General features: G+C 41.6%; 15 protein-coding genes and 2 pseudogenes. 8 read left to right on the top strand and 9 right to left on the bottom strand.

Going from position 1 to position 22,585, the window contains the following annotated elements; genetic code table 11:
* Window positions 1-855: 855 nt before the first annotated feature.
* Window positions 856-1,239, bottom strand: coding sequence for a hypothetical protein (locus B6K83_RS15855; RefSeq protein ID WP_085285848.1), 384 nt, complete (start codon window positions 1,237-1,239; stop codon window positions 856-858).
* Between the two features lie 151 nt (window positions 1,240-1,390).
* Between B6K83_RS15855 and B6K83_RS15860 the strand changes: the two are divergent.
* Window positions 1,391-1,888 (top strand): annotated as a pseudogene (locus B6K83_RS15860) (IS110 family transposase); the annotation flags it as partial.
* Between the two features lie 502 nt (window positions 1,889-2,390).
* Here B6K83_RS15860 and B6K83_RS15865 read toward each other — a convergent pair.
* Both B6K83_RS15865 and B6K83_RS15870 read right to left on the bottom strand, forming a co-directional pair.
* Window positions 2,391-3,194: an SDR family NAD(P)-dependent oxidoreductase gene (locus tag B6K83_RS15865; RefSeq protein ID WP_085285849.1), complete on the bottom strand. Its 804-nt coding sequence runs from the start codon at window positions 3,192-3,194 to the stop codon at window positions 2,391-2,393.
* 83 nt (window positions 3,195-3,277) lie between these two features.
* Window positions 3,278-4,264: pseudogene (locus tag B6K83_RS15870) on the bottom strand (zinc-dependent alcohol dehydrogenase family protein).
* A gap of 137 nt (window positions 4,265-4,401) precedes the next feature.
* On the opposite strand from B6K83_RS15870, the gene B6K83_RS15875 reads away from it, so the two are divergent.
* Entirely contained in the window at window positions 4,402-4,743 is a 342-nt protein-coding gene (locus B6K83_RS15875) for a winged helix-turn-helix transcriptional regulator (RefSeq protein WP_085285850.1), read from the top strand.
* A gap of 107 nt (window positions 4,744-4,850) precedes the next feature.
* Here the strand turns inward: B6K83_RS15875 and B6K83_RS15880 are convergent, their stop codons facing one another.
* The gene (locus B6K83_RS15880) at window positions 4,851-5,381 is read right to left on the bottom strand and encodes a hypothetical protein (RefSeq protein ID WP_085285851.1); all 531 of its coding nucleotides are present in this window, start codon (window positions 5,379-5,381) and stop codon (window positions 4,851-4,853) included.
* An 844-nt stretch (window positions 5,382-6,225) separates the two neighbouring features.
* Here B6K83_RS15880 and B6K83_RS15885 point away from each other — a divergent pair.
* The gene (locus B6K83_RS15885) at window positions 6,226-6,597 is read left to right on the top strand and encodes a VOC family protein (protein WP_085285852.1); all 372 of its coding nucleotides are present in this window, start codon (window positions 6,226-6,228) and stop codon (window positions 6,595-6,597) included.
* 83 nt (window positions 6,598-6,680) lie between these two features.
* Here the strand turns inward: B6K83_RS15885 and dinG are convergent, their stop codons facing one another.
* Window positions 6,681-8,792, bottom strand: a complete 2,112-nt coding sequence (gene dinG / locus B6K83_RS15890; protein WP_085285853.1) for an ATP-dependent DNA helicase DinG — start codon at window positions 8,790-8,792, stop codon at window positions 6,681-6,683.
* Between the two features lie 83 nt (window positions 8,793-8,875).
* Here dinG and B6K83_RS15895 point away from each other — a divergent pair, with 83 nt between their 5' ends.
* Together B6K83_RS15895 and B6K83_RS15900 are read left to right on the top strand one after the other, a co-directional pair.
* Window positions 8,876-11,335, top strand: coding sequence for a DNA polymerase II (locus B6K83_RS15895; RefSeq protein WP_085285854.1), 2,460 nt, complete (start codon window positions 8,876-8,878; stop codon window positions 11,333-11,335).
* 165 nt (window positions 11,336-11,500) lie between these two features.
* Complete coding sequence (locus B6K83_RS15900) at window positions 11,501-12,685, top strand: cystathionine beta-lyase (RefSeq protein WP_085285887.1); 1,185 nt, start codon at window positions 11,501-11,503, stop codon at window positions 12,683-12,685.
* A 135-nt stretch (window positions 12,686-12,820) separates the two neighbouring features.
* Here the strand turns inward: B6K83_RS15900 and B6K83_RS15905 are convergent, their stop codons facing one another.
* From B6K83_RS15905 to B6K83_RS15915, 3 genes are all read right to left on the bottom strand, one after another.
* A complete protein-coding gene (locus tag B6K83_RS15905; protein WP_233144064.1) occupies window positions 12,821-14,272 on the bottom strand; it encodes an alkaline phosphatase in 1,452 nt (483 codons plus the stop codon).
* Between the two features lie 15 nt (window positions 14,273-14,287).
* Window positions 14,288-15,412, bottom strand: a complete 1,125-nt coding sequence (locus tag B6K83_RS15910; RefSeq protein ID WP_085285889.1) for an endonuclease/exonuclease/phosphatase family protein — start codon at window positions 15,410-15,412, stop codon at window positions 14,288-14,290.
* 62 nt (window positions 15,413-15,474) lie between these two features.
* On the bottom strand, window positions 15,475-16,110 hold the full coding sequence (locus tag B6K83_RS15915) for a TetR/AcrR family transcriptional regulator (protein WP_085285855.1): 636 nt from the start codon (window positions 16,108-16,110) through the stop codon (window positions 15,475-15,477).
* A gap of 652 nt (window positions 16,111-16,762) precedes the next feature.
* Here B6K83_RS15915 and B6K83_RS15920 point away from each other — a divergent pair.
* From B6K83_RS15920 to deoA, 3 genes are all read left to right on the top strand, one after another.
* Window positions 16,763-19,933 (top strand): TonB-dependent receptor, encoded by a 3,171-nt coding sequence (locus tag B6K83_RS15920; protein WP_085285856.1) that lies wholly within the window; start codon window positions 16,763-16,765, stop codon window positions 19,931-19,933.
* A 200-nt stretch (window positions 19,934-20,133) separates the two neighbouring features.
* Window positions 20,134-20,565, top strand: a complete 432-nt coding sequence (locus B6K83_RS15925) for a cytidine deaminase (protein ID WP_085285857.1) — start codon at window positions 20,134-20,136, stop codon at window positions 20,563-20,565.
* Window positions 20,565-21,881 carry a thymidine phosphorylase gene (gene deoA / locus B6K83_RS15930; RefSeq protein WP_085285858.1) on the top strand — a complete coding sequence of 439 codons (1,317 nt, stop codon included), beginning with the start codon at window positions 20,565-20,567 and terminating at the stop codon, window positions 21,879-21,881. The genes B6K83_RS15925 and deoA overlap by 1 nt, the downstream gene beginning before the upstream one ends.
* Window positions 21,882-21,997: 116 nt before the next feature.
* Here the strand turns inward: deoA and B6K83_RS15935 are convergent, their stop codons facing one another.
* The gene (locus tag B6K83_RS15935) at window positions 21,998-22,579 is read right to left on the bottom strand and encodes a thymidine kinase (RefSeq protein WP_085285859.1); all 582 of its coding nucleotides are present in this window, start codon (window positions 22,577-22,579) and stop codon (window positions 21,998-22,000) included.
* Window positions 22,580-22,585: the final 6 nt, after the last annotated feature.

A 22,585-nucleotide genomic window follows, 5' to 3' on the forward strand; every position in this document is an offset into this window, starting at 1 on the left:
GTTTATCAACAAGGGATTTCCAATCATCAAGTGTTCTGCGTTGCATAGGTTGCTCCAAGAAAAAATATTAGAGCAACTTTAAATTGAAAGGTTAATTCAGGAAATGTGCAGTTGGCCGGACGTTTACAACCAAACTAATAAGTGGTGCGTATTTACTGGCAGATAAGACAAATGAGTATTGTTCAGAGCCATGTTTTAGATAGCTATGATCTTGCGCTTGGATTTCTCCTGTAAATATTGACGTATTATCATAATACTCTATATTATTAGTTTTAAGCTGAAGTGATAAATTAGTTTTCCTATTCTTGCCTCCAAGACTTAGGATGAGTTCAACATTGTTATCTATAATGGTTACATTGTGGTAGTCACCACACTTAACTGCTTAAATATCGGCTTGTGCATTAAAAGACATGACACATACTATTGCTATTAAAATTCTTTTCATAAATTTCCTTATTGATTATTTAAAACAACGCTTACATACTTCTTTTTCTATCCCTTTTAACTTGCGGTGATATGTTTTTATTCGATTAGGTGAAAGCTGAACTTGGCAACTATTACAGTTTTTATCGTTAGGCATTATGACGTAAAGTAATATGATAAGAGGGTAGCCCAAAATAGCTAATAGTATTATAAGTCCATCATTCATTTACAACCCCCTTTTTTCCTCTGTAATACGTTACTCTTGATATATCAAACTCAATTCAAGGTTTTATTTTAGCAACTGAATGCCCATTGAATATCCTTTGCGTATAACCCTAATAATGGGCAAAAAATTGTTGGCTAAAATGTTGAGGAACGAAAACAGCCAACTGTTTTTTGTCCTTATTTATTAGCTTGTTATGTAGCTTATACCTATATGACTTTTTTACAATCACTGCTGTTGGCACTAATGATTGACTCTTTAGGGGTGACGTACAGTGCTGTTAGGCTAGCCGTTTTTGTTATTCTTTCTATTCTAAGTGAATACTTAACATTGGAAGCGCCAAGTGCGTCAACAACAACCCCCTTTCCAGTATAGAATGAGGTTGTTAACCCAGTAGCTTCATCTTTTTCTTTTGACGAAAACTGCAGTTTTATTTTTGTCGATGATTTAAAGTTTGCAAAATCATTATTCCTAACTACTTCTATGTTATCACTTACAATTTTTACAGAATAAGCGTCGCAACTATAAGCACTAATCTCTGTTGCTAAAGTATTTGTCGCTAGTAATAGCAACCCTAAACTAAGATATTTCATCTATTTCCCTTTGTGTTTTTATGCACCTACTGGTGATTAACAAGCTACATAGACACAATGACTCCCCACGAGGTGCTAGCCTCCGAACGTGGGTTAGTTTTACAAACCAGAGCCATAATATATGTGTCAACAATATAAAACAGAGGCTAGCATGACTAAACATAGCATACTTTTCATTGGCTTAGATACCCACAAAACATTTACCGAAGTTGCTTACATCGAGGATGAACGTGGCGCAAAGTCTATCCACCTTGGGAAAATACTCAGTAACAAAGCGGCATTCAAAAAACTCGCTCGGCAACTACAATCAAAGTATCCCCATGCAACATTACACTTTGTTTACGAAGCTGGACCTTGTGGTTATTGGATTTATCGTTTGCTCACCAGTCTCCATCATTGTTGTTATGTTATTGCCCCATCCCTTATCCCTAAAAAGCCAGGCGAGCGCATTAAAACTGACAAATGTGATGCACTAAAATTAGCAAAGCTACTAAAAGCAGAAGAATTAACACCTATTTATGTGCCAGAGCCAGAAGATGAATCGGTTCGTGATTTATCTCGTTCACGTGAAACCGCAATGAAAGATTTAAAAGATGCTAAGTATCAACTAAAAGCATTACTGTTACGTAACAACATTAACAGCAAAATAAAAGTTTTGAGTTAGCGCATGGGATCGAGCATCGGGTGTGGCACAACCACCGACGGCGTTAGGATGGCAATAGCCTAGCGGCTATTGAACCACGAACGTAGACTGAAGACAGGTGCCACGACGAAATGAGTAAGGTAGGCGCTGCTAGTTAATAAGTTAGTAATCCACGAATACCAGCATGATAGCCGACGAAATTACTTGCTTCATTCTATGCGTTAACTCACTTAATAATAGAAGTGCATACAAAGGATTCTTAAATCAATGAATCAGGAACAGTGTATTTAACTTGACGTGGGGAGTCATACCAACGCCTGCCGTGAGGGCCATTTTGGGAACGTAGCCCGAAGGGCGTACGGAAAAAACGTCCCACTCCACGGCATTGTTAGGCCTCTGATTTTTCGTAACTATACGCATGCCTTTCTATGAGAGATTTAGCGTGTTGAAACATGCAATTTGGTATTCTAATTAAGCTGCCCCCTATGAACAGACAGCTATTCTGCCGTCAAGCTTTACTTGCGATATAGTTCATTGCCGACAGAACCGCTAAGCGCTGCTCGGAGTTTTCTGCGTCAGGATGTGGCTTGGCGTAATCTCCTACATCATTGTCAAAGTATTGCCTGGATCGGATTGATCCTAATTCAACAGCAAGGTGCTGAAGAATTCGCACTCCAATACCAATATCGTTGCCTTGTACCCCAAATCCTTCTTTGACCATTTTGCTGCCGAGCATTGATCCGGGGTTAACTGCAACAATCGACTGTTGCGATGATAAGTCGATGGCCGTCGGTTCCATCGACCACATTGTGAGCGCTAATTTACTTTGTGCATATGCTTCGAAATCATCAGATATAGATTCTTCACCCTGAATGGCCGCAAGACTTACTGGCTTCTGAGCAGCGGAGGACAGGTTAATGACTCGTGCGTCGCGGGAAAACAACGTTAGCAGTGTTCGCGTTAAAACCCATGGTGCAATTGCATTGACCATAAACCGTACATCGACGCCGTTCGATGCAACGGTATTATCCGTCTTGAATATGCCAGCGTTGTTAATCACAACGTCGATGTGGTTTGCACACTGCCGAATATCTTCAGCAAGCCGGTAGACTTCCGATAGGTCTGACAGATCGGCGCCAAGGAGCTCGACTTGGTCCGCTGATGCTTGAGCCTGCAGTTGTTCGCCAACTTGACGCAATTTCTCGGCATTGCGCCCGTGCACCAGTACCCGATGTCCTTCGCTGAGCAACGACTTCGCTGTCTCTAGCCCGATACCATCGGTTGAGCCTGTGATCAGTATAGTTTTACGCATTAGTGATTACCCCCTAGCCAGATGGCACAACCAAATCTGTCAAAAACAGGCTTGTTGGTTGCGAATTTGTCGATTTTCATGTCTTAGTTTTCTATAACCACCTTGCCAATCGCTTGACCGCTCTCCAACCTCGAGTGTGCCTCGCCGGCCTTTTCTAATGAAAACCGCTGCTCATCAAGTACAGGCTTTAACTTTCCAGATTCGGCAATTTTCGCAATTTCACCCAAAATTTCACCGTGTGTTTCACGCTTGAAGTTATGCAGCATGGGGATAAGCATGAACACAACATGCAAAGACAAACCTTTAAAATGGGCAGGTGTTAAATCCAACTCACACATAGATACGGTTGTTGCAATATGCCCATTTAATGCCGCAGCCTCGAACGATTTAGTGATATTTTCACCGCCAACGGAATCAAATACGACATCGAAACCGGTCCCGTTGGTATGAGCTGCAACATAGTCAGCGACGGATTCCGTTTTGTAATTGATCGGCGTAGCACCTAACTGCTGAATCAGCTGGGTTTGCTTCTCGCCGCCGCCGGTTGAATAAACATTGGCACCAAAATGCTTAGCGAGCTGGATGGCTATATGGCCCACGCCTCCCGAGCCACCATGCACCAATACGGTTTGACCTTGTTTAACTCCCGCACGTATCAAACCTTCATAAGCAGTGATGGCCACCAGAGGCAACGCTGCGGCCTCTGCCATCGACAGATTGTGGGGTTTGTGAGCAACAAGCTTGGCGTCTGCTGCAATATACTCTGCTAGTGTGCCAGGCAGATCGGCCAACCCGCCAGCGCAACCCTACACTTCATCACCTATATTAAAGTTCTCAACACCCTCGCCAACTTTTTCAACGGTACCGGCAAAGTCCATGCCCAAAAGCGCAGGCGCATCCGGTGACAAAGGTAGCTCCTTCCCCATTTTCCGAATCATAGTACCGACGGTATTGACGCTGGATGCTGCGATTTTGACGAGAATTTGGCCAGCACCCGCATTTGGGGTGCCAATTTCTGACGCTTCAAATTTGGCGTCCTCGCCATAGGCGTTAATGAGCATTGCTTTCATGTTCTAAGTCCTCAGTTTGGGAGTTTTCCGCCCATTAGTGGGTGGATTGAGGGCTATAATAAGATGTATAATCAAATGATGTAAGTACGCACATTAAAGATACATAGTATCAAAAAGTATACTAATGGAGATTAAACATGACGCATGATGTTTATGATTGCAACGCGGGCTGTCCAGTTGAGGCAACACTGGCGTTGATCGGTGGAAAGTGGAAAGGCGTAATCCTTTACCATTTGCTTTCAGACACCATTCGTTTCAATGAACTGCGGCGGCTGATGCCAGATGTGACGCAAAGAATGTTGACCAAGCAACTCCGAGAGCTAGAGGCAGATGGACTGATCTTAAGGAAGGTATATCCTGAGGTGCCGCCGCGAGTGGAATACTCAATGGCTGATTACGGTTTGACGCTAGCGCCGATTATTACGGCACTACAAAAGTGGGGCACCGAGCATTTGGAGAGGGTGGCAGAAGAGGCCTAACGCCCCAATAAGGGGCTGATAATGCTTGGCTAAAATGTGTAGCGAAGCGAAACTGAGCCAAGCTTTAGCAGTCCCGCTTGATTGCCTTGTTATAAGCCGATGCCACACTATTTATTTAATTTCTGGTTAATTTCTACCGTATTTTTAAGTAGATCACCAAGGATAAATATGAGCCCAAAACCAATGACCGCTCCAACAGCTATTGAAACTCCTGAAATGATGCTTACTTTTAACCCTATAAAGACACTAGCGATTATGACAAGCCAAAACATAAGTTGGCATATAGCCAAAAACAAATTGGAGATACCACTTATACCTGAAACATTATCAGAATCAGCTAAAGTAATATTGTTTTGTTTGATATTTTCCTTACCCCTATTTGCTCCTATATATTTAAACCCATCATTCTCTTTTTTTAATACAGCAGAAAATCTCTCGGTTTCTTTATTACTTTCATATGTATGACTTGAATGAATTTCAGACTCAAGATCAGATGAAAATATTAATTCTTTAAATAAAACTTGTTCTTCTGAAAAATTTAATACTTTGAGGTGCTCAATAAGTTCACTTTCAGATTTATTTGTTTCAAAAACTAGAAAATTATTTAGTGCTTTTGAATGTAATATAATTGTTTTCATGCAAATCCTTTTATTGATGACACTGATTGTTTAGGCTTATAACAGCGTATTAGTGCGCATTTCGATTTAAACCGTCGACAATTGCTGATTAACTAGCATGCGTATAATACTTTTTATAATATTTTTAGTAACTTACCAGTATGTTTGATTGCATTCAACTTCATCTATCAATTTACATAACGAGTCTTGAGATATATGAGCCAATTAATGGCGCGTTATACACACATTTAACGACAGATAAAAGCAATAAAAACAAATATATAGAGATTTGCTGGGTATAAACGAGCCTAGATAGTGACCTGAGATAAAGTGCCAATTTATTTATGCAGCTATTCACTAGACCTATTCACAAGACAATATAGGATTAAAACCCTAGTCGTAACTTATCAAGGCAGCGACAATAACTGTTAATGCTTCGCCTTGTTATGCGAAAAACTATAGCTGGCTTAAAAGCTCTTATCAAAACACTTAAAATAACTTAATCAAATTTACCCTCATGTTCTGCAACATGGCTAGCATTGAGCTACGCATTTAAGTCTTATTGCAGGAAAAGCGTTGCGATCAGGCGTTAGTAGGGCTAAGTTTGAATAACCCTTGCTGCTTTAGTGTTAATTTTAATTCTAAGTTAGCTGCAAGGTTAACGTTTTACGCTGTAGTTTACTTAGGTTTTTAAAACACAGCTCTATGGCTAGCTATTGCATTTATCGCTGTCACACTTTGCGCATCAAAATGACGATGGCTGTCAGCGGCAATAAATAAATTAGTGGCCAAAACTGCACGTTTCAGCCTAGGGTTGGCATTATGGCTGTTGCTTTTGTCCAATTTGATTTTTAAGGAAATACTCATGAAATTAGGTTGTTTTTCAATAAGTTTAGCGGTAAAAAATCTCGAAGTGTCACGAGACTTTTATCAAAAATTAGGCTTTAGTGTTTTTGCTGGCGCTTTGGAGCATCATTATTTGATCATGAAAAATGGTGCAACCAATATTGGCCTGTTTCAAGGTATGTTTGAAGGTAATATTGTCACCTTTAATCCTGGCTGGGATCAAGATGCGCAAGCCTTAGATAGCTTCACTGATGTTAGAGAGATACTGGCAAAGGTTGAGCAACAAGGCATTGAAATAACCAATAAATCTGTTGATAGTGAGCAAGGACCTGCAAGCTTTTCATTTTTAGACCCTGACGGTAATGCCATTTTAATTGATCAACACAGGTGATGCTGGCAGATAAACCGTTGTCAAAATGCCCGCTATTAGCGCAAAACGATTGGCGGGCTAGTTAATGTGAACAGCAAATGCAGCTACTCGATAATGCGCTTAAAAGGTGGCAGTGAGTTTAATAAGTCTTTACCGTAACGCTTGTTCACCACCCGACGGTCCATTAAGGTGATCACCCCGTAGTCTTTTTCGTTTCTAAGTAGTCGCCCGGTAGCTTGGATCAGCTTTTTTGAGGTTTCAGGTACTGAAATCGACATAAAGGGGTTGCCGCCTTTGGCGGTAATATATTCCGCTTGTGCTTCTTCAACCGGTGATGACGGTACGGAAAACGGTAACTTGGTGATTATAACGTTAGTCAGGTAATCGCCAGGTAAATCGAGTCCTTCTGAGAAGCTTTGGGTGCCAAAGATAATGCTCGCTTCGCCTTTATCGCAAAGCGCTTTGTGGCGCTCGATAATTTTTTGTCTTGATTGCTCGCCTTGCACCATAATACTGAGCGTTGATTTTTCCCGCAGGGCAGTAACGACCTTGTCCATTTGCCAATAAGAAGAAAACAACACTAGCGTGGCCTTGCCGCGCTTTATTTGCTCGGGCAATTTGGCAATTAGCTCATCGGTGAATTGATCGGCGCTAGGCTCGTATTGCATTTTCGGCACTATTAACTGGGCATTGTTTTGATAATCGAACGGCGAGTCTACTTTTTGATATTGGCTACCATCATCGGCTCTTAAACCGGCTTGGCGACGAAAATGATCAAAGGAATTTAGCGCTAAAATAGTGGCTGAGCATAACACAGCGCCTTCGCATTTAGACCACAGCATGTCTTCTAAGGTAAAACCCACTTCAATAGGTGAGCCGCTGATCAGGTAATCGCTACGCTTACCCTCGATTTGCTCTAGCCAGCGTGCCATTGGCGCGCCTTTTTCGCTATCGGTTTTGGCATACATTTGCCACAGCGCGTTAAAATTTTCTAAGCGTTGGATCATAAAGCCGGCTTCGGCTAGCATTGGCTCGGCTAAATACATTTGCGTGTCGCCATCTTTTACCGACTCCATCAGCATATTATAAAGCTTGTTTAAGTGCGCTAAACACTTCTTCGAACTGTCGCTTAAATCTTCCGCCCAGTTTTTTAATGACTGCGGAATAATACCGTTTTCAAAGCGATACAAGGGCGCTGCATTTTGTTTTTGAAACTGGCTAGTATTATTACTTAATGGGAAATAAATACTGCGATTATTGTCGATTAAACTCAGTACTTTTTGCATATCGGTTAAAATATCTTGGCAATCATCGGCTAATTTTATTGACGGCGATATGGCGCTGTTCGATTTTACTAACTTGGCAATTTTATCACCGGTTTCTTGTAACTTACCAAGCCAGTCAATGGCGCCCTTGATGGTAAGGCTGGCACTAGAATGGTCACGCGTAACCTTAGGAAGATGATGTGCTTCGTCAATGATGTAAAAGGTATCTTCTGGCGCTGACAATATTCGACCACCCCCTAGCTCTAAATTGGCTAGCAATAAACTGTGGTTTACTACAACGACATCAGCGGCTTCCATGGTTTCGCGGGCTTTATGAAAAGGGCAATGACTGTGCTCTGATAAGTGCTTTAAACAGCTGTGTTTGTCGGCTTGAATTTGTTGCCAAATATGCGGGTTAACCGGCTCAGGCCAAGCGTCAATATCGCCAGGCCAACTATTGTCGGTTAATGCTTTGTGCATGTTATTTAAAGTGCGCATATCACTGGCTTGTGGTTTTTCAGCAAAAGTGAAGCCTGCTTGTGGGTTGTCATCATTACTGACCGCCATCGCCAATTTTTGCCGGCAAACATAGCGTTGCCGGCCTTTGGCTAAGGTAAAGTTAAAGTCTAAACCACTGTGCTTTTTTAAAAACGGTAAGTCTTTATCTACTAGCTGCTCTTGTAGCGCTACAGTTGCGGTGGCAATACAAACTTTTTTATCACGGCTTAACGCCAATGGAATAGTGCCCAACGCATAGGCTAGCGATTTACCTGTACCGGTACCGGCTTCAATGGTGATAATTTTTCGCGTTTTGTCGTATTCACCCGCTAGCGTTTTGGCGATTTCGGCGATCAAAAAGGTTTGTTGTTTGCGGGGAGTGAAGTTCGTCAGGTTTTCACCAATTGCCTTGTAGGAGCTTCGTATAACTTGTTTGATTTTATCGCTTAACATCGCGGCTGTGGTTTCCTATCGACAAAAGATGATTTACACTGCTGTATATATTAACAGTTTGTTGTCAGCAATTAGAACCATTAATGCAATTTTCTCCTGAAAAAGTCACAACTCATGCCGCACCCCTTATTGCTAATCGTGGGTTTTTATTGACTCGTAGCGCCAGAGATCGCAATGATCGCCTAGAAATTAGCTTGTGGTTAAAAACGCCACAAGGGCCAGCACAGTTGCTTATTAACAATGAGCGAGCGGTATTTTTTGTTGAACAAACAAGCTTAGCGCATGCAAAATCGGTATTGGCACAACAGCAAGTTAACCTTGATGAGATTAAAGCCTTACCGCTTAAAACCTTTAAACAACGGCCTGTTTTTGCGCTGTATTTTTTAAGCTTACGAGAGTTTTATCAGGCCCGAGCAGCGCTACATAAACAGGGTATTAAGTGTTATGAAGACGATATTAGGCCGGATGATCGCTACTTGATGGAGCGTTTTATTACCGCCGATATTACCTTTGCCGGTCAACAAGCTTGGTTAACACCTAAGTTTGCAGGAACATTTACTCGTTTTGAGCACGTTAAATGTAAACGCCTTGATAAGTCGCAGCAAACGGATATAAAACTTAGCACCGTGTCTTTAGATATTGAGTGTGCAATGTCAGGCGAGTTGTACTCTGTTGGTTTATATAGCGAAAATTGTCAGCAAGTGTTGATGATAGCCAGTGCGACTGACATTGCTCGTGAGCAACAAGCTAACCCTGATGCTGATATTGATATTGTTTGGCAAGCAGATGAAAAACAATTGCTGTTAAGCTTACTAGCGTGGTTTCAAGCGCATGATCCCGATATTATTATCGGTTGGAATGTGATTAATTTTGATTTTAGCCTGTTGCAAAAACGTTTTGATTTATACGGCTTAACGTTTGCTATTGGCCGCGATGCTCAAGCACCATACTGGCGTAAAAATAAAGCCAGTGAGCAGCAATTTATTGATATTAATGGCCGTGTGGTACTCGACGGTATCGATTTGTTAAAAACGGCGACTTATAATTTTCCCAGTTTTTCATTAGATAATGTTGCCAATACCTTATTAGGCCTAGGCAAAAAAGTTACCGATGTTGATAACCGTATCGCAGAAATTAACCATAACTTTCATCATGATAAAACTGCACTTGCGCGCTATAACCTAGAAGATTGTCGTTTAGTGTTACTGATTTTTCAGCATACCCAACTATTAGAGTTTGCCATGTTACGCGCGCAATTAACTGGCTTAGCCATTGACCGCATTGGAGGCTCGGTGGCCGCTTTTACCAACTTATACCTGCCTAAGTTACACCGCAGCGGCTATGTTGCCCCGAATATGGGCGATGGTGAGCAAGGCTTTGAGTCACCCGGTGGTTTTGTGATGGACTCAATTCCTGGGTTATATAAAAATGTCTTGGTGCTGGACTTTAAAAGCCTATACCCGAGTATTATTCGCAGTTTTAATATCGACCCTATGGGCTTGATAGAAGGTTTAAAGTCGCCAGATACGGCGATAGCGGGCTATGATGGTGCCTTATTTAGCAGAACAGCGCATTTTTTGCCTGCGATAATTACCGCGCTATGGCAAGAGCGTGATAAAGCAAAAGTTGAAAACAATGCCGCCTTGTCGCAAGCAATAAAAATTATAATGAATTCGTTTTATGGCATTTTAGGCTCAGCCGGCTGTCGTTTTTTTGATCCGCGCTTGTCAGGCTCAATTACTAAACGCAGTCACAGTATTTTAAAAACCACTAAAGTGTGGATTGAAGCCAAAGGTTATCGGGTAATTTATGGTGATACTGACTCAATATTTGTCCATATTGGCGATCAGCATAATGGGGCAAGTAGCAGGGCACTGGGTAAAGTGTTACAAGATGATATTAATCACAAGTGGCAGCAGTTGTTAAAAACGGACTATGGCATCGAGAGTGCGCTTGAGATTGAGTTTGAAACCCGTTTTAGTAAGTTCTTAATGCCCACCATACGCGGTCAAGATATTGGCACCAAAAAACGCTATGCAGGGTTGGTAGAAAAGGGCGGTGAACAACAATTAATTTTTAAAGGCCTAGAGAGTGTGCGCACCGACTGGACTGAACTGGCGAAACAGTTTCAACGTACACTGTATTTAAAAATATTTAATGATGAGCCGGTTGCCGATTACATAAAAGCGGTAGTCGCAGATACCTTAGCGGGTAAACATGATCAGCTGCTGTATTATCGTAAACGCCTGCGCCGAAAACTTAGCGATTATGTTAAAAATGTGCCGCCCCATGTGAGGGCTGCGCGTTTAGCAGATGAAATTTATCAACAACAGGGCAAACCACAACGCTATCAAAATAAAGGCTGGATAGAGTATGTTATGACCACCAATGGCCCGCAGGCGAAAGGTTGTCAAAGCGCAGCCTTAGATTATCAGTTTTATATCGACCGACAGTTAATGGCGGTAGCAGATGCCATTTTACCTTTTATTAATAGCAGCTTTGATGAGATCACCAATAGCCAAATGACGCTATTTGACCGTTAAGCTAGTCGCGCCATTAATAGATAACAAGACTATGATATGACAAAATAAAACGTGCTTCTTGCTTGGATTCACGTTATAAATATTATAGATGGCTAGATAGCTATATTATTGTTAGATAAATACTCATTTGCCGACCTTGGCGTTAAGCGCGGAAAACAACTTGCTATGAAAAAAGAAACAAAACTAATTAATGCCGGCCGAAAAAGCCAGTGGACACGCGGCGTGGTTAACCCGCCAGTTGAGCGAGCTTCAACTGTGGTATTTGACTCGGTTAAAGAAATGAAGCATGCCACAGCAAATAAAACCAATCAGGTGTTGTTTTATGGTCGCCGCGGTACTTCCACCTCTTTTGCCTTTAGCGATGCCATGACCGCCCTTGAAGGGGGCGCAGGTTGTGCCATTTATCCGTCTGGCACTGCTGCGATCACCAATGCCATTTTAGCTTTTGTTAAAAGCGGTGATCATATTTTAATGGTTGATAACGCTTACGAGCCAACCCGAGATTATTGCGATAAAATACTGGCCAAGCTTGGCATTGAAACTAGCTATTATGATCCGTTAATTGGCGCTGGCATTGAGGCGTTAATTAAGCCAAATACCAAAGTGGTGTTTCTTGAAAGCCCGGGCTCTATCACTATGGAAGTACAAGATGTACCCGCGATAGCTGAAGTTGCGCATCGTCATCATTGTGTTGTGATGTTAGATAATACCTGGTCAGCTGGGGTTAATTTTCAACCCTTTGATTATGGCGTTGATATCTCAATTCAAGCGGCTACTAAATATATTGTTGGGCACTCAGATGTCATGCTTGGTACCGCAACGGCAACCAAGGCGTATTGGCCGCAGTTACGCGAAAGTAGCTATATTATGGGGCAATGTACCTCACCTGATGACTTATATCTTGCTATGCGCGGCATCAGAACCTTAAACGTGCGCTTGCAGCAGCATCAAGCCAGTGCGCTTAAAATTGCTCATTGGTTGTCGACACGCCCAGAGGTAGAAACCGTATTACATCCTGCACTACCTTCATGTCCGGGACATGAATTTTTTCAGCGTGACTTTACCGGTGCCAATGGTTTGTTTTCTTTTGTGTTAAACCGTGGCAATAGCGCAGCCATCACGGCATTTTTAGATGGTATGTCGCACTTTAAAATGGGCTATTCGTGGGGCGGATTTGAAAGTTTGATCCTTGCCATTTCCAATGTGAATAGCATGCGCTCAGCAACGCAATGGCCATATCAGCACCCCTTGATCCGTTTGCATGTGGGCTTGGAAAATGTTGATGATTTGATTGCCGATTTAGAGCAAGGTTTTGCGCGCTTAAATCAAGCGCTTGCAGCGCAAAGCTAACAACCTCAGCGCTGGTTGTGACTCGCAGCTTGTTGTAAATAGATAACGTGAATAGCTGTTGTTATAAATTAAAAAAACGCCGAATGGGGATCATTCGGCGTTGTTGTTAATGGCGCTATTCATGTACTGAAACTTTTACTCTTTACCGAGCAAGGAGAAAATTTTCTTGGCGATGTCAGTGTTATCTTGAAAGCCTTTAAATTGTTCGCTGCCTTTACCAAAAGCAAATACCGGCACGTCGATACCCGTATGTGTACCTGATGGGCTAATAGAACCCCAACCGGTATTGGTTTTATGGTCAATAATTTGTTTCAATACATTATAAATAGATTGGTAAGGTCTCGGTTTTCTTTGCGCCTTTTTCTCATCTGCCGATAATGCTTGATATTGCTTAATGATATTGATATCTGCTAGTTTTGCTTTTGTTAACTTGTCCATATCCGCTTTGCTAATATCAAAGCTTAATAACTCACTAACTTTAGCTTGTGAAAACGCTTGAGTGCTAAGCTTTTTCGCTATAGCTTCGGGCGACATGGTCATGCTGCGCAAATATTCGGGTTTCCAAAGGTATTTACTGTTGATATTAGCGTCGCTGCGCGCGGTTTTTCTACCTATGGATAAACCCCCTGTGCTGTGATCCGCGGTAACAACCACTAAGGTATCGGGGTTTTGCGTAACATAGTATTCAAGATATTCTAAGGTTTTTGCTAAATCGTCCATTTCAGTCATGGCGGCGGCGATATCGCGCGCATGACCACCGTAATCAATTTGGCTACCTTCAATTAACATAAAGTAACCTTGCGTATTTTCAAGCTGTTGGGTGGCAACTTTGGTCATCATCGACAGGCGATGCTTGTTACTATCGTCAAGTGCCCAAGGCAAGCCAGTATCAGCAAATAAACCCAATACCGGTTTATTATTATCTAAGTTAGTTAATTGCTGATAGTTATCTATGTATTGAAAGCCTGACTGAACAAATTCATTCACTAAGTTTCTGTCGTCACGAATAAAGTATTGCCAACCGCCACCTAAATATAAATCGGCTTTAATGCCATCATCGATATAGCTATCTGCGATGTCATTATAATTATAGCGATGCACATTATGGGCTAAATAGGAGGCGGGTGTGGCGTGGTTGATTTGCAATGTCACCACAACACCGGTTTTTTTGCCGCTTTGTTTCGCATAAGCTAAAACGCTTTGTACAGGCTGACGATGAATATCTAAGCCAATGGCGGCATTATAGGTTTTTACGCCGGTTGCCAACGCTGTGGCACTTGCTGCAGAGTCAGTAATATAACCAGATTCTGGCGCAGGGTGGGTACTGCTGCTACCAATAAAGTGACGATCAAAGACTGTTTGCTCTAATTCTGGGGTGGTAGGGTCGTCATGAAAATAACGATAGGCGCTGGTATAAGCTGGCCCCATGCCATCGCCAACAACCATAATAATATTTTTGGGTAGCTGTGGTTTGTGTACATGGCTGGCAAAGTTTACCGTGTTATGACCCGCATGGAGCTGTGCTGAGCTGACGATGATCAAACTGGTGATTAATGTTGGTACAAAGCGCTTGAAATTTATTTTCACTGTATTACCTATCAATTATTGGCTAAATGCCACATCGACCCAGACTAAACGATGATCGGAAGAGGCGGCACGGTCTTTTATGAGTTTATAGCTTTCTTCATTGCTGGTAGGCCAAAATATACCAGAATTTAGGACGTTAAGCTGCTTTTTTGCCGGCAAAACATAGTCAGCTCGCAGGCCCCAGTATGCGGTGTGATATTGTGCATTGGGGTTGTCTGGTCGCTGCATTTTACCCGCTATACTAAGCGGTTTGGGATCCAATACCCGTGGGTGGTTGAGTAAACCCTGGATGCCTGCTTTGATGGCGTCACCATCGACGGCATCAGCATTTAAATCGCCTAATATGATAAATGCTTGGTCTTGGGATAAGCCGCCAAACTGCCGATTATCATCGTAAATATAGGCGCTTTTGCTTGGGGTTAAGTAATCAATCCAAAAACGAATTTCATCGAAGTTGCGCTTACCATTACGATCTTCTGGTCCGTCAAATACCGGTGGCGTTGGATGACTTGCGAGAATGTGTAAGGTGTCGCCATTGATCGTTATGGGAATGTCCCAATGCGACTTCGACGAGAGGCGAAAATTTTGCCAAGCGTGCTCTGTATACCAAGGCTTTTGGTTTTCGGGATCTATTGGTTTTAAGGCATTTGGCATATCACGCCACTTAAAGTGTTGAAATGTGCGTACTTTGTCATGGTTAATAGGATGTTTTGATAATAGTGTCATGGCAAAGTGCCCCGAAAAATGGCCATATCCATAGGCGTCGTTAGGTAAGGTGCCGGTGGTATTTTCTTGCTTGAGACTATAACCTGTCGCGACACCGGTATTAACTGGCCCTTGATAAAAGTAGGGGTAATTAATCGCTGCTTGGCCATTTTGACTTTTGGCTAAGTAGTGTTGTAAAAACTGTTTTAACGCTTGGTGCTGGTTGTCGTTGCCATCAAATTCATTCAGTAAAATAATATCAGGGTTTACTCGTTGAATAATTTCGGCAATATTTTTTATTTGTTGGTGGTTTGATCTTAGTGCTTGTGCTAACTCATGGCCACTAGGTTTGGTATTGGCAGGTAAATAGTTCAGTGCTTCCATACTGACATTAAAGGTTGCCACCCGTACGGTTGCTGCTTGGGTTGTAAACATGCCGATACTCGCGTAAATAAACAAGGATGCTATGAACACTTTTATGAATATATTCATTTTTATTAAGGCTTTAAGCCACAGCCTCGTAATATAAAGTCAGTTAAAAACTCAGTCACTTGTGTCATGTCGTCTTCTTCGTAATCGGCACGATTCATGATGGTGAGAATTTGCGTTTCAAAGTCGGCATAATGTTGCGTTGTAGACCAAATTAAGAAAATTAGTTTAACTGGGTCAACGTTTTTCATTTCACCATTGTCGATCCAAACTTGAAAAAGCTTGGCTTTTTCGCGAACCCATTGTCGTAAATAGGTACGAGCAAACTCTTTTAAGTGTAACGCACCTTGAATAATTTCCATGGCATAGATTTTTGACGCCTGCGGGTGCTCAAATGACATTTTTACTTTGGCAGCGATAAACTTTTCAATCGCTACCACAGGACCTTGGCTGCTATCAATGTCGCCGATTCCTCGGTCCCAGGTATCTAGCGTTAACTGTAAAACCGCATGGTAAATATTTTCTTTATTTTTAAAGTAATATAAAACATTGGCTTTGGGCAGACCGGCAGTATCAGCAATTGATTGTACTGTTGCGCCTTTATAGCCTTGTAAAATAAATTCTTTTTGCGCCGCAGCTAAAATAACGGCTTCACTGCGTGCACGAATGCTACCCGGTTTTTCATTGCTGGTTTTGGTGCTCACTGGCATAACCTTTTTGATATCACACTTATTAATGACACATATTTTACGTGTCGCATTATCTTATTTGTTGTTGACTAATGATTAACAAAATTGACTAATTTACCCTTAATAATCAAAGCGTCATCAACTTAAGCGGCTCAGTTTAGTTTAAATGCTGTTTTAAGACACGACTAAATCTGTTTAGTCTCTGCTTTGGTGTTATAAATATAACCAATAATAAGGAATTTCTCATTGTTGATGGTTTGGTTAATTTATTACCTTTGCTCTAGACCTTAATAATTAAAGATAAAATCATACAAGATTTTATCTTGACCATATGGTTTGTTTCTATGATTTTTTGCTATATCGATAGGACTTTTTCTAGTTTTTAGTTATAAGTGCTTTTGCTTACTGTTTTAAAATGTATGTTAATGTATTGTTACTTGGGGTTTTATTTCTGTTCTCTTGTTTAAATGTTTCGAGTTAAAAAATAATTGTTAATATTTGGCAAGTCTAATGTAAATTTTTGTAATGAAAATGTAAGCGAACTCTGTTTTAATTTCTCATGAGATAATAAAAATGCCAACAACAACAATAAAAGTTTGCGTAGCGAACTTAAAATAAAGCATTGAATAAAACACAAAAAATTTAACTGACATCAAGGAATAATAGGATGAAAACTCATCGGCTCTCACGCATTACTGGCGCTGTCGTACTTGCGCTTGGATTGTCAACTTCGGTTTATGCAAATACCACATCGTCGTCTATAAAAGGCGAAATTGTTGGCCCACAAGGCAACGCAGCGGTTGGTACTACAGTAACTTTAACTCATGTTCCTTCTGGAACGACTCGCAAAGTTGTCGTAAATAACTCAGGTTTATTTGGTGCGCAAGGCCTGCGGGTGGGGGGGCCATATACTATCACTATTGATTCTAATCGCTTTAAAGATAGAGTTATTAATGATGTTTATTTAAAATTAGGTGAACCTTTAGATTTGCGTTTTGCCTTAGATAACGACACTACCGAAACTATCACGGTAACAGGATCTCGATTAACCGCAGCTGAATTTGGCTCAACGAGCCCGGCAACAAACTTTAACTTAGAAGATTTGGAAACTGCCGCGTCTGCTGATCGTGATATTAAAGATTTAGTTCGCGTCGACCCGCGTATCAATATCGAAGAAAGCGACGGTGAAGAAGCCATTATTTGTGCAGGTAGTAACCCACGCTACAGCAGCTTAACCGTTGATGGTGTGCGCATGAATGATAGCTTTGGTTTGAATTTTAATGGTTATCCGACGGTGCGCATGCCATTTTCGTTTAGCTCGTTAGATCAAATTAATGTTGAAATTGCGCCGTTCGGTGTACAAGCGGGTGGATTTACCGGCTGTAATATTAATGCGGTAACTAAATCAGGCACCAATGAGTTACATGGTAGTCTATTTTATGATTATTCAAGTGACTCACTGCGCGGCGATAAAATCGAAGGCGAAGACATTGATACCGGCGATTATACCGAGAAACGCTTTGGCTTTGATGTTGGCTTCCCATTAATTAAAGATACCTTATTCTTTTTTGGGGCTTATGAGAAACTGGAAGGTGCACAATTATTTCAATACGATGCGCTTGGTAACCAAATATCACAAGCTGAATTAGATCGCGCTATTCAAATTGCGCGAGATGTTTATAATTATGACGCTGGCGGTACACCTGCTTCTATGCCGGTTGAAGATGAGAAAGTCTTGATAAAATTAGACTGGAACATTAACGATGAGCATCGTGCATCATTGGTTTATAACTACAATGATGGCTTTCGCTTAGATCAATCAGATGAGCGCAATAACACAGTGACGCTGGACAATCACTTTTATGAAGTGGGTGCTAAGCTGAATTCGATTGTGGGTTCACTATATTCAGATTGGACTGATGATTTTTCTACCGAATTAAGAATTGGTCGCATTAAGCTCGCTAACCGTCAGCAATCATTAGATGCAGATAGTGGATTTGGTGAGGTACAAATTGAACGTATCAACGGTGCAAGTATCTACTTAGGTCCTGATGATTCGCGTCAATCAAATGAATTAAACTGGGAAAGTGAAACACTTAAGTTAGCAGGGACATATTATTTAGATAACCACACAATTACAGGCGGTTATGAATATGAAAACCTTAATGTATTCAACTTGTTCATGCAGCATACGGTTGGTGAGTACCGCTTTAATGGTTTAGATGACTTTGAAGCTGGCTTAGCAGATGATATTTACTATAACAACTCTGCTGGTACTAATAACCCAGAAGATGCAGCGGCAAGCTTTGAGTATGCAACTCATGCGGCATATATCCAAGATGAGTATGTGTTTGACGATGTCGACTTAACCATAGTATTTGGTTTACGTTATGACTGGTACACAAGCGACGATACGCCGAGGTTTAACGAAACCTTCTATAACAGATACAATATGAGAAACGACCATTCGCTTGATGGTAAAAACCTCTTACAGCCGCGCTTTGGCTTTAACTGGCGCGTTGAAGATAACTTAGAAGTGCGTGGTGGCTTTGGCCTTTACTCAGGTGGTAACCCCAATGTATGGTTATCTAACTCTTATTCCAACGATGGTATTACCAACATTGACACTTACCGAAGTGACTTTCAGTTGTTAAACCCGGATGGTACACCGATTGACGGGCTATTTAGCGGTAGCGGCAACCCTATCTACGATCCACTGCAAGAGCAAGTTGATGAAGTAGCTGCTAATGATCCATCATTAGGCAATGAGCCGTCAGTTAACGCAATAGATCCTAACTTTGAAATTCCATCTGAGTGGAAATATAACTTAGGTTTTACCTACACCACAGATAGCGAATATATAATTCAAGGTGATCTATTATTCTCTCAGAAAAAAGACAGCGCAATAATCGAGGCGCTACATTGGGATAACGCTAACCGCACTGAAGCCTCAGACGGTCGCGCAATTTATGACTACATTGTGGTTGGTCAGCGTAGCGATGGTCGAGATATCAAACGTAACTTCCGTAAAAGTGATTTCTTGCTAACGAACGCTAAAGAAAATGGCAAATCGACTACGATTTCAATTGCCGTTAAGAAAGAGTTTGATTACGGCTTAGATGCGTCGTTTGGCTATGCTTACAATAAATCAGAAGATGTTTCACCCATGACAAGTGCGGTATCATTTTCTAACTTTACCGGTTTTGCCACCACAGATGCGCAAAATCCAGGCTTAGCCACCTCAAACTATGAAACGCCACATCGCTTTACCTTTAACCTTAGGTACACAACTGAAATAGTGGACGGTTACAAAACTAACTTTACATTGTTTGGTTCGCGTACTAAAGGCCGTCCAATGTCATATGCCTTTGATGGTATGAGTGTAGGTGCAACTGAATTTAGAAGCCGTAGACACTTATTATATGTACCAACATTAGATGATCCAAATGTTACATATGCTGATGACTTTAACCATGATGAATTTAATGAGTTTGTCGAGTCGAAAGGCTTTAAACGTGGTGAAATTGTTGCGCGTAACTCACATAATGCAGATTGGCATACCCGTCTAGACTTTAGAATTGACCAACAACTACCGGGCTTTTATAAAGACCACAAAGCCAATGCGTACATTGTGATCAAAAACCTTGCAAACATGTTAAATGATGATTGGGGTGTTAAGAAAACGGGTAACTTTGTCGCGCAAAACGTCGTTGATGCAAGGCTAAATAATGATGGAACTTATACTTTTAATGAGTTTATTCCTGAAAATGCCGAGCAAACAACGTTTTTAACGCAATCGCTATGGGAAGTTCGTATTGGTGTTAAATACAAGTTCTAACCCTATTTGCTAACATGCGATTTGAAAAAGCCAACAATTGTTGGCTTTTTTTATGCCCTAAAATGGTTCGAGTATTAATGGTAAATGTTCAGATTAGATGCAGGCTACTGCATAGTCGTTCGATTATTTAATTGCTTTTTGCTCAGCTTTTTAATAGTATAATTATTAAGTTGACCATATGGTCAGAAAAGGGCGGATTGATGTCACAAATAGAAAATACTAAAGTTCAGGCGCTAATTTCAGCGGCAAAAGACGGCTTTAATAAAGCCTATGCACCTTATAGTCAGTTTCGAGTTGGTGCGGCAGCATTAACGGCCAATGGCAAGATAGTAAAGGGCTGCAACGTAGAAAATGCATCGTACGGCTTAACCGTTTGCGCCGAACGCAATTGTTTGGCGCAAGGCGTAATTGCAGGCGAACAACGTTTTACGGCGATGGTTATTTATACTAACCAAGAAAAGTTAACGCCGCCTTGCGGTGCTTGTCGGCAAGTGATTGCTGAATTTTTAGCGCCAGAAGCATTAGTCATGGCGGTTAATAATAATAATAACAGTCAGCAGTGGACCGTGAGTGAATTATTACCTGATGCCTTTACACCGCAAGACTTATTAACCAATAAGGAAATTATTTAATGTTTATCCCGCAGGAAATCATTCGCTGTAAACGTGATGGCGGCTTGCTTTCACCAGCACAAATACAACACTTTGTTGATGGTTTAGTGACCTCTACGTTTAATGACGCGCAAGCAGGTGCTATGGCAATGGCGATCTTCCAACAAGGTATGCAAACTCAAGAGATCATTGATTTAACTATGGCGATGAAAAATTCTGGCGATGTTTTGAGTTGGCCAGAATTAGACGGTCCTGTGGTTGATAAACACTCCACGGGTGGTGTTGGCGATAAAGTTAGCTTTATGTTGGCGGCCATAGTGGCAGCTTGTGGCGCTTATGTGCCTATGATTTCAGGACGTGGCTTAGGGCACACTGGGGGCACTTCAGATAAACTTGAAAGCATTGCCGGTTTTAATGTCCAACCCAGTATCAAAGACTTTAAACGCATTGTTAAAGACTTGCGAGTTGCGATTATTTCGCAAACCGACAATTTAGCCCCTGCAGATAGGCGTTTATATGGTATCCGTGATATTACCGCGACGGTTGAGTCAATTCCTTTGATCACAGCATCAATTTTATCGAAAAAGCTGTCGGCTGGGCTCGACTCTTTGGTCATGGATGTTAAAGTCGGCAATGGTGCTATGATGACAAATATCCATGATGCAACAGCCTTAGCGCAAAGCATAGTTAATGTTGCAAATGGTGCAGGCGTGCCAACTCAGGCGATTATTACCGATATGAACCAAGTGCTTGGTGCAACGGCCGGTAATGCCTTAGAAATGGCAGAAACGGTAAAATACTTAAATGGTACGTTACGCGAGCCGCGTTTACATGCGGTAGTGGTAGCATTGGCTAAAGCCATGTTGGTCAGTGCGAAAGTGGTTAGCAATGAAGCACTGGCAGAAGAAAAAATAAATGCCGTGCTCGCCTCAGGTGAAGCGGCGGAATTATTTGGCAAAATGATCCATGCCCTAGGAGGTCCAAGTGACTATCTCGAAGATCCATGGCGCAGCATGGTGCGAGCATCTTGTATTATGGACGTAATTGCGCCAGAGCATGGTTATATTGCTGCAATGCAAACCCGTGACATTGGTATGGCGGTTGTGGGTTTAAAAGGTGGACGCACTGCCAATGGTCAGCAAATTGACCACAGTGTTGGCTTTGATAGAATTTTACCTATTGGCACTTTAGTGAATCGTGGCGATGTGGTAGCGCGCGTGCACGCCCAAAATGAGGATGCCGCTAAACAAGCAAGCCAGCAGTACCTTAACGCCTTGGCTATCAGTGAGCAGCAAATTGCTGAGCCAGCTGTGATTTACCAAAGTATTGTCGGTTAAGTTTTTCTTCTTTTTCTTAACTTTTCATAAGTTTAATGTTGGTTATATCAGCAAAAAAGCATGCGCATTGCATGCTTTTTTGCTTGAGTCTATCGCGAGACGTTGAAAAGGTTGGATTAATCGCACCAAACCTGTGCTTTAAAATGCTTGCGACACAGTGACTCATAACGCTCATTGCCGCCGACTTCAATTTGTGCACCTGCTTTAACAGCGTTACCATTTTCATCGTAGCGCATAACAAAATTCGCTTTTTTGCCACAGTGACATATGGTTTTCAATTCCACTAGTTTATCGGCCCACGCCAGCAAAGCTGCGCTGCCGGTAAATGTTTCGCCAAGAAAGTCAGTGCGAATACCATAGGCTAATACCGGAATATTGAGTTCATCAACGATATCGGTCAATTGTCGCACTTGCGCTTTAGTGAGAAACTGCGCTTCGTCAATCAAAATACAGGCTATTTTGCTGTCATTTATTTGATGTGTGACTTCCTTAAAAATATCACTATGGTGATCAAATAGCAGTGCGTCAGCGTGAATACCTAGGCGCGATGATACTTTACCCTTGGCAAACCTATCGTCTATTTGCGCGGTAAATAGTAAGGTAGTTAAGCCGCGTTCTTGATAGTTATAAGACGATTGTAATAGATGTGTCGACTTTCCTGCATTCATGGTGGAATAGTAAAAGTATAATTGTGCCATTGTTAT

It is taken from the genome of Colwellia chukchiensis, assembly GCF_002104455.1.
GTDB classification, from domain to species: Bacteria; Pseudomonadota; Gammaproteobacteria; order Enterobacterales; family Alteromonadaceae; genus Cognaticolwellia; species Cognaticolwellia chukchiensis.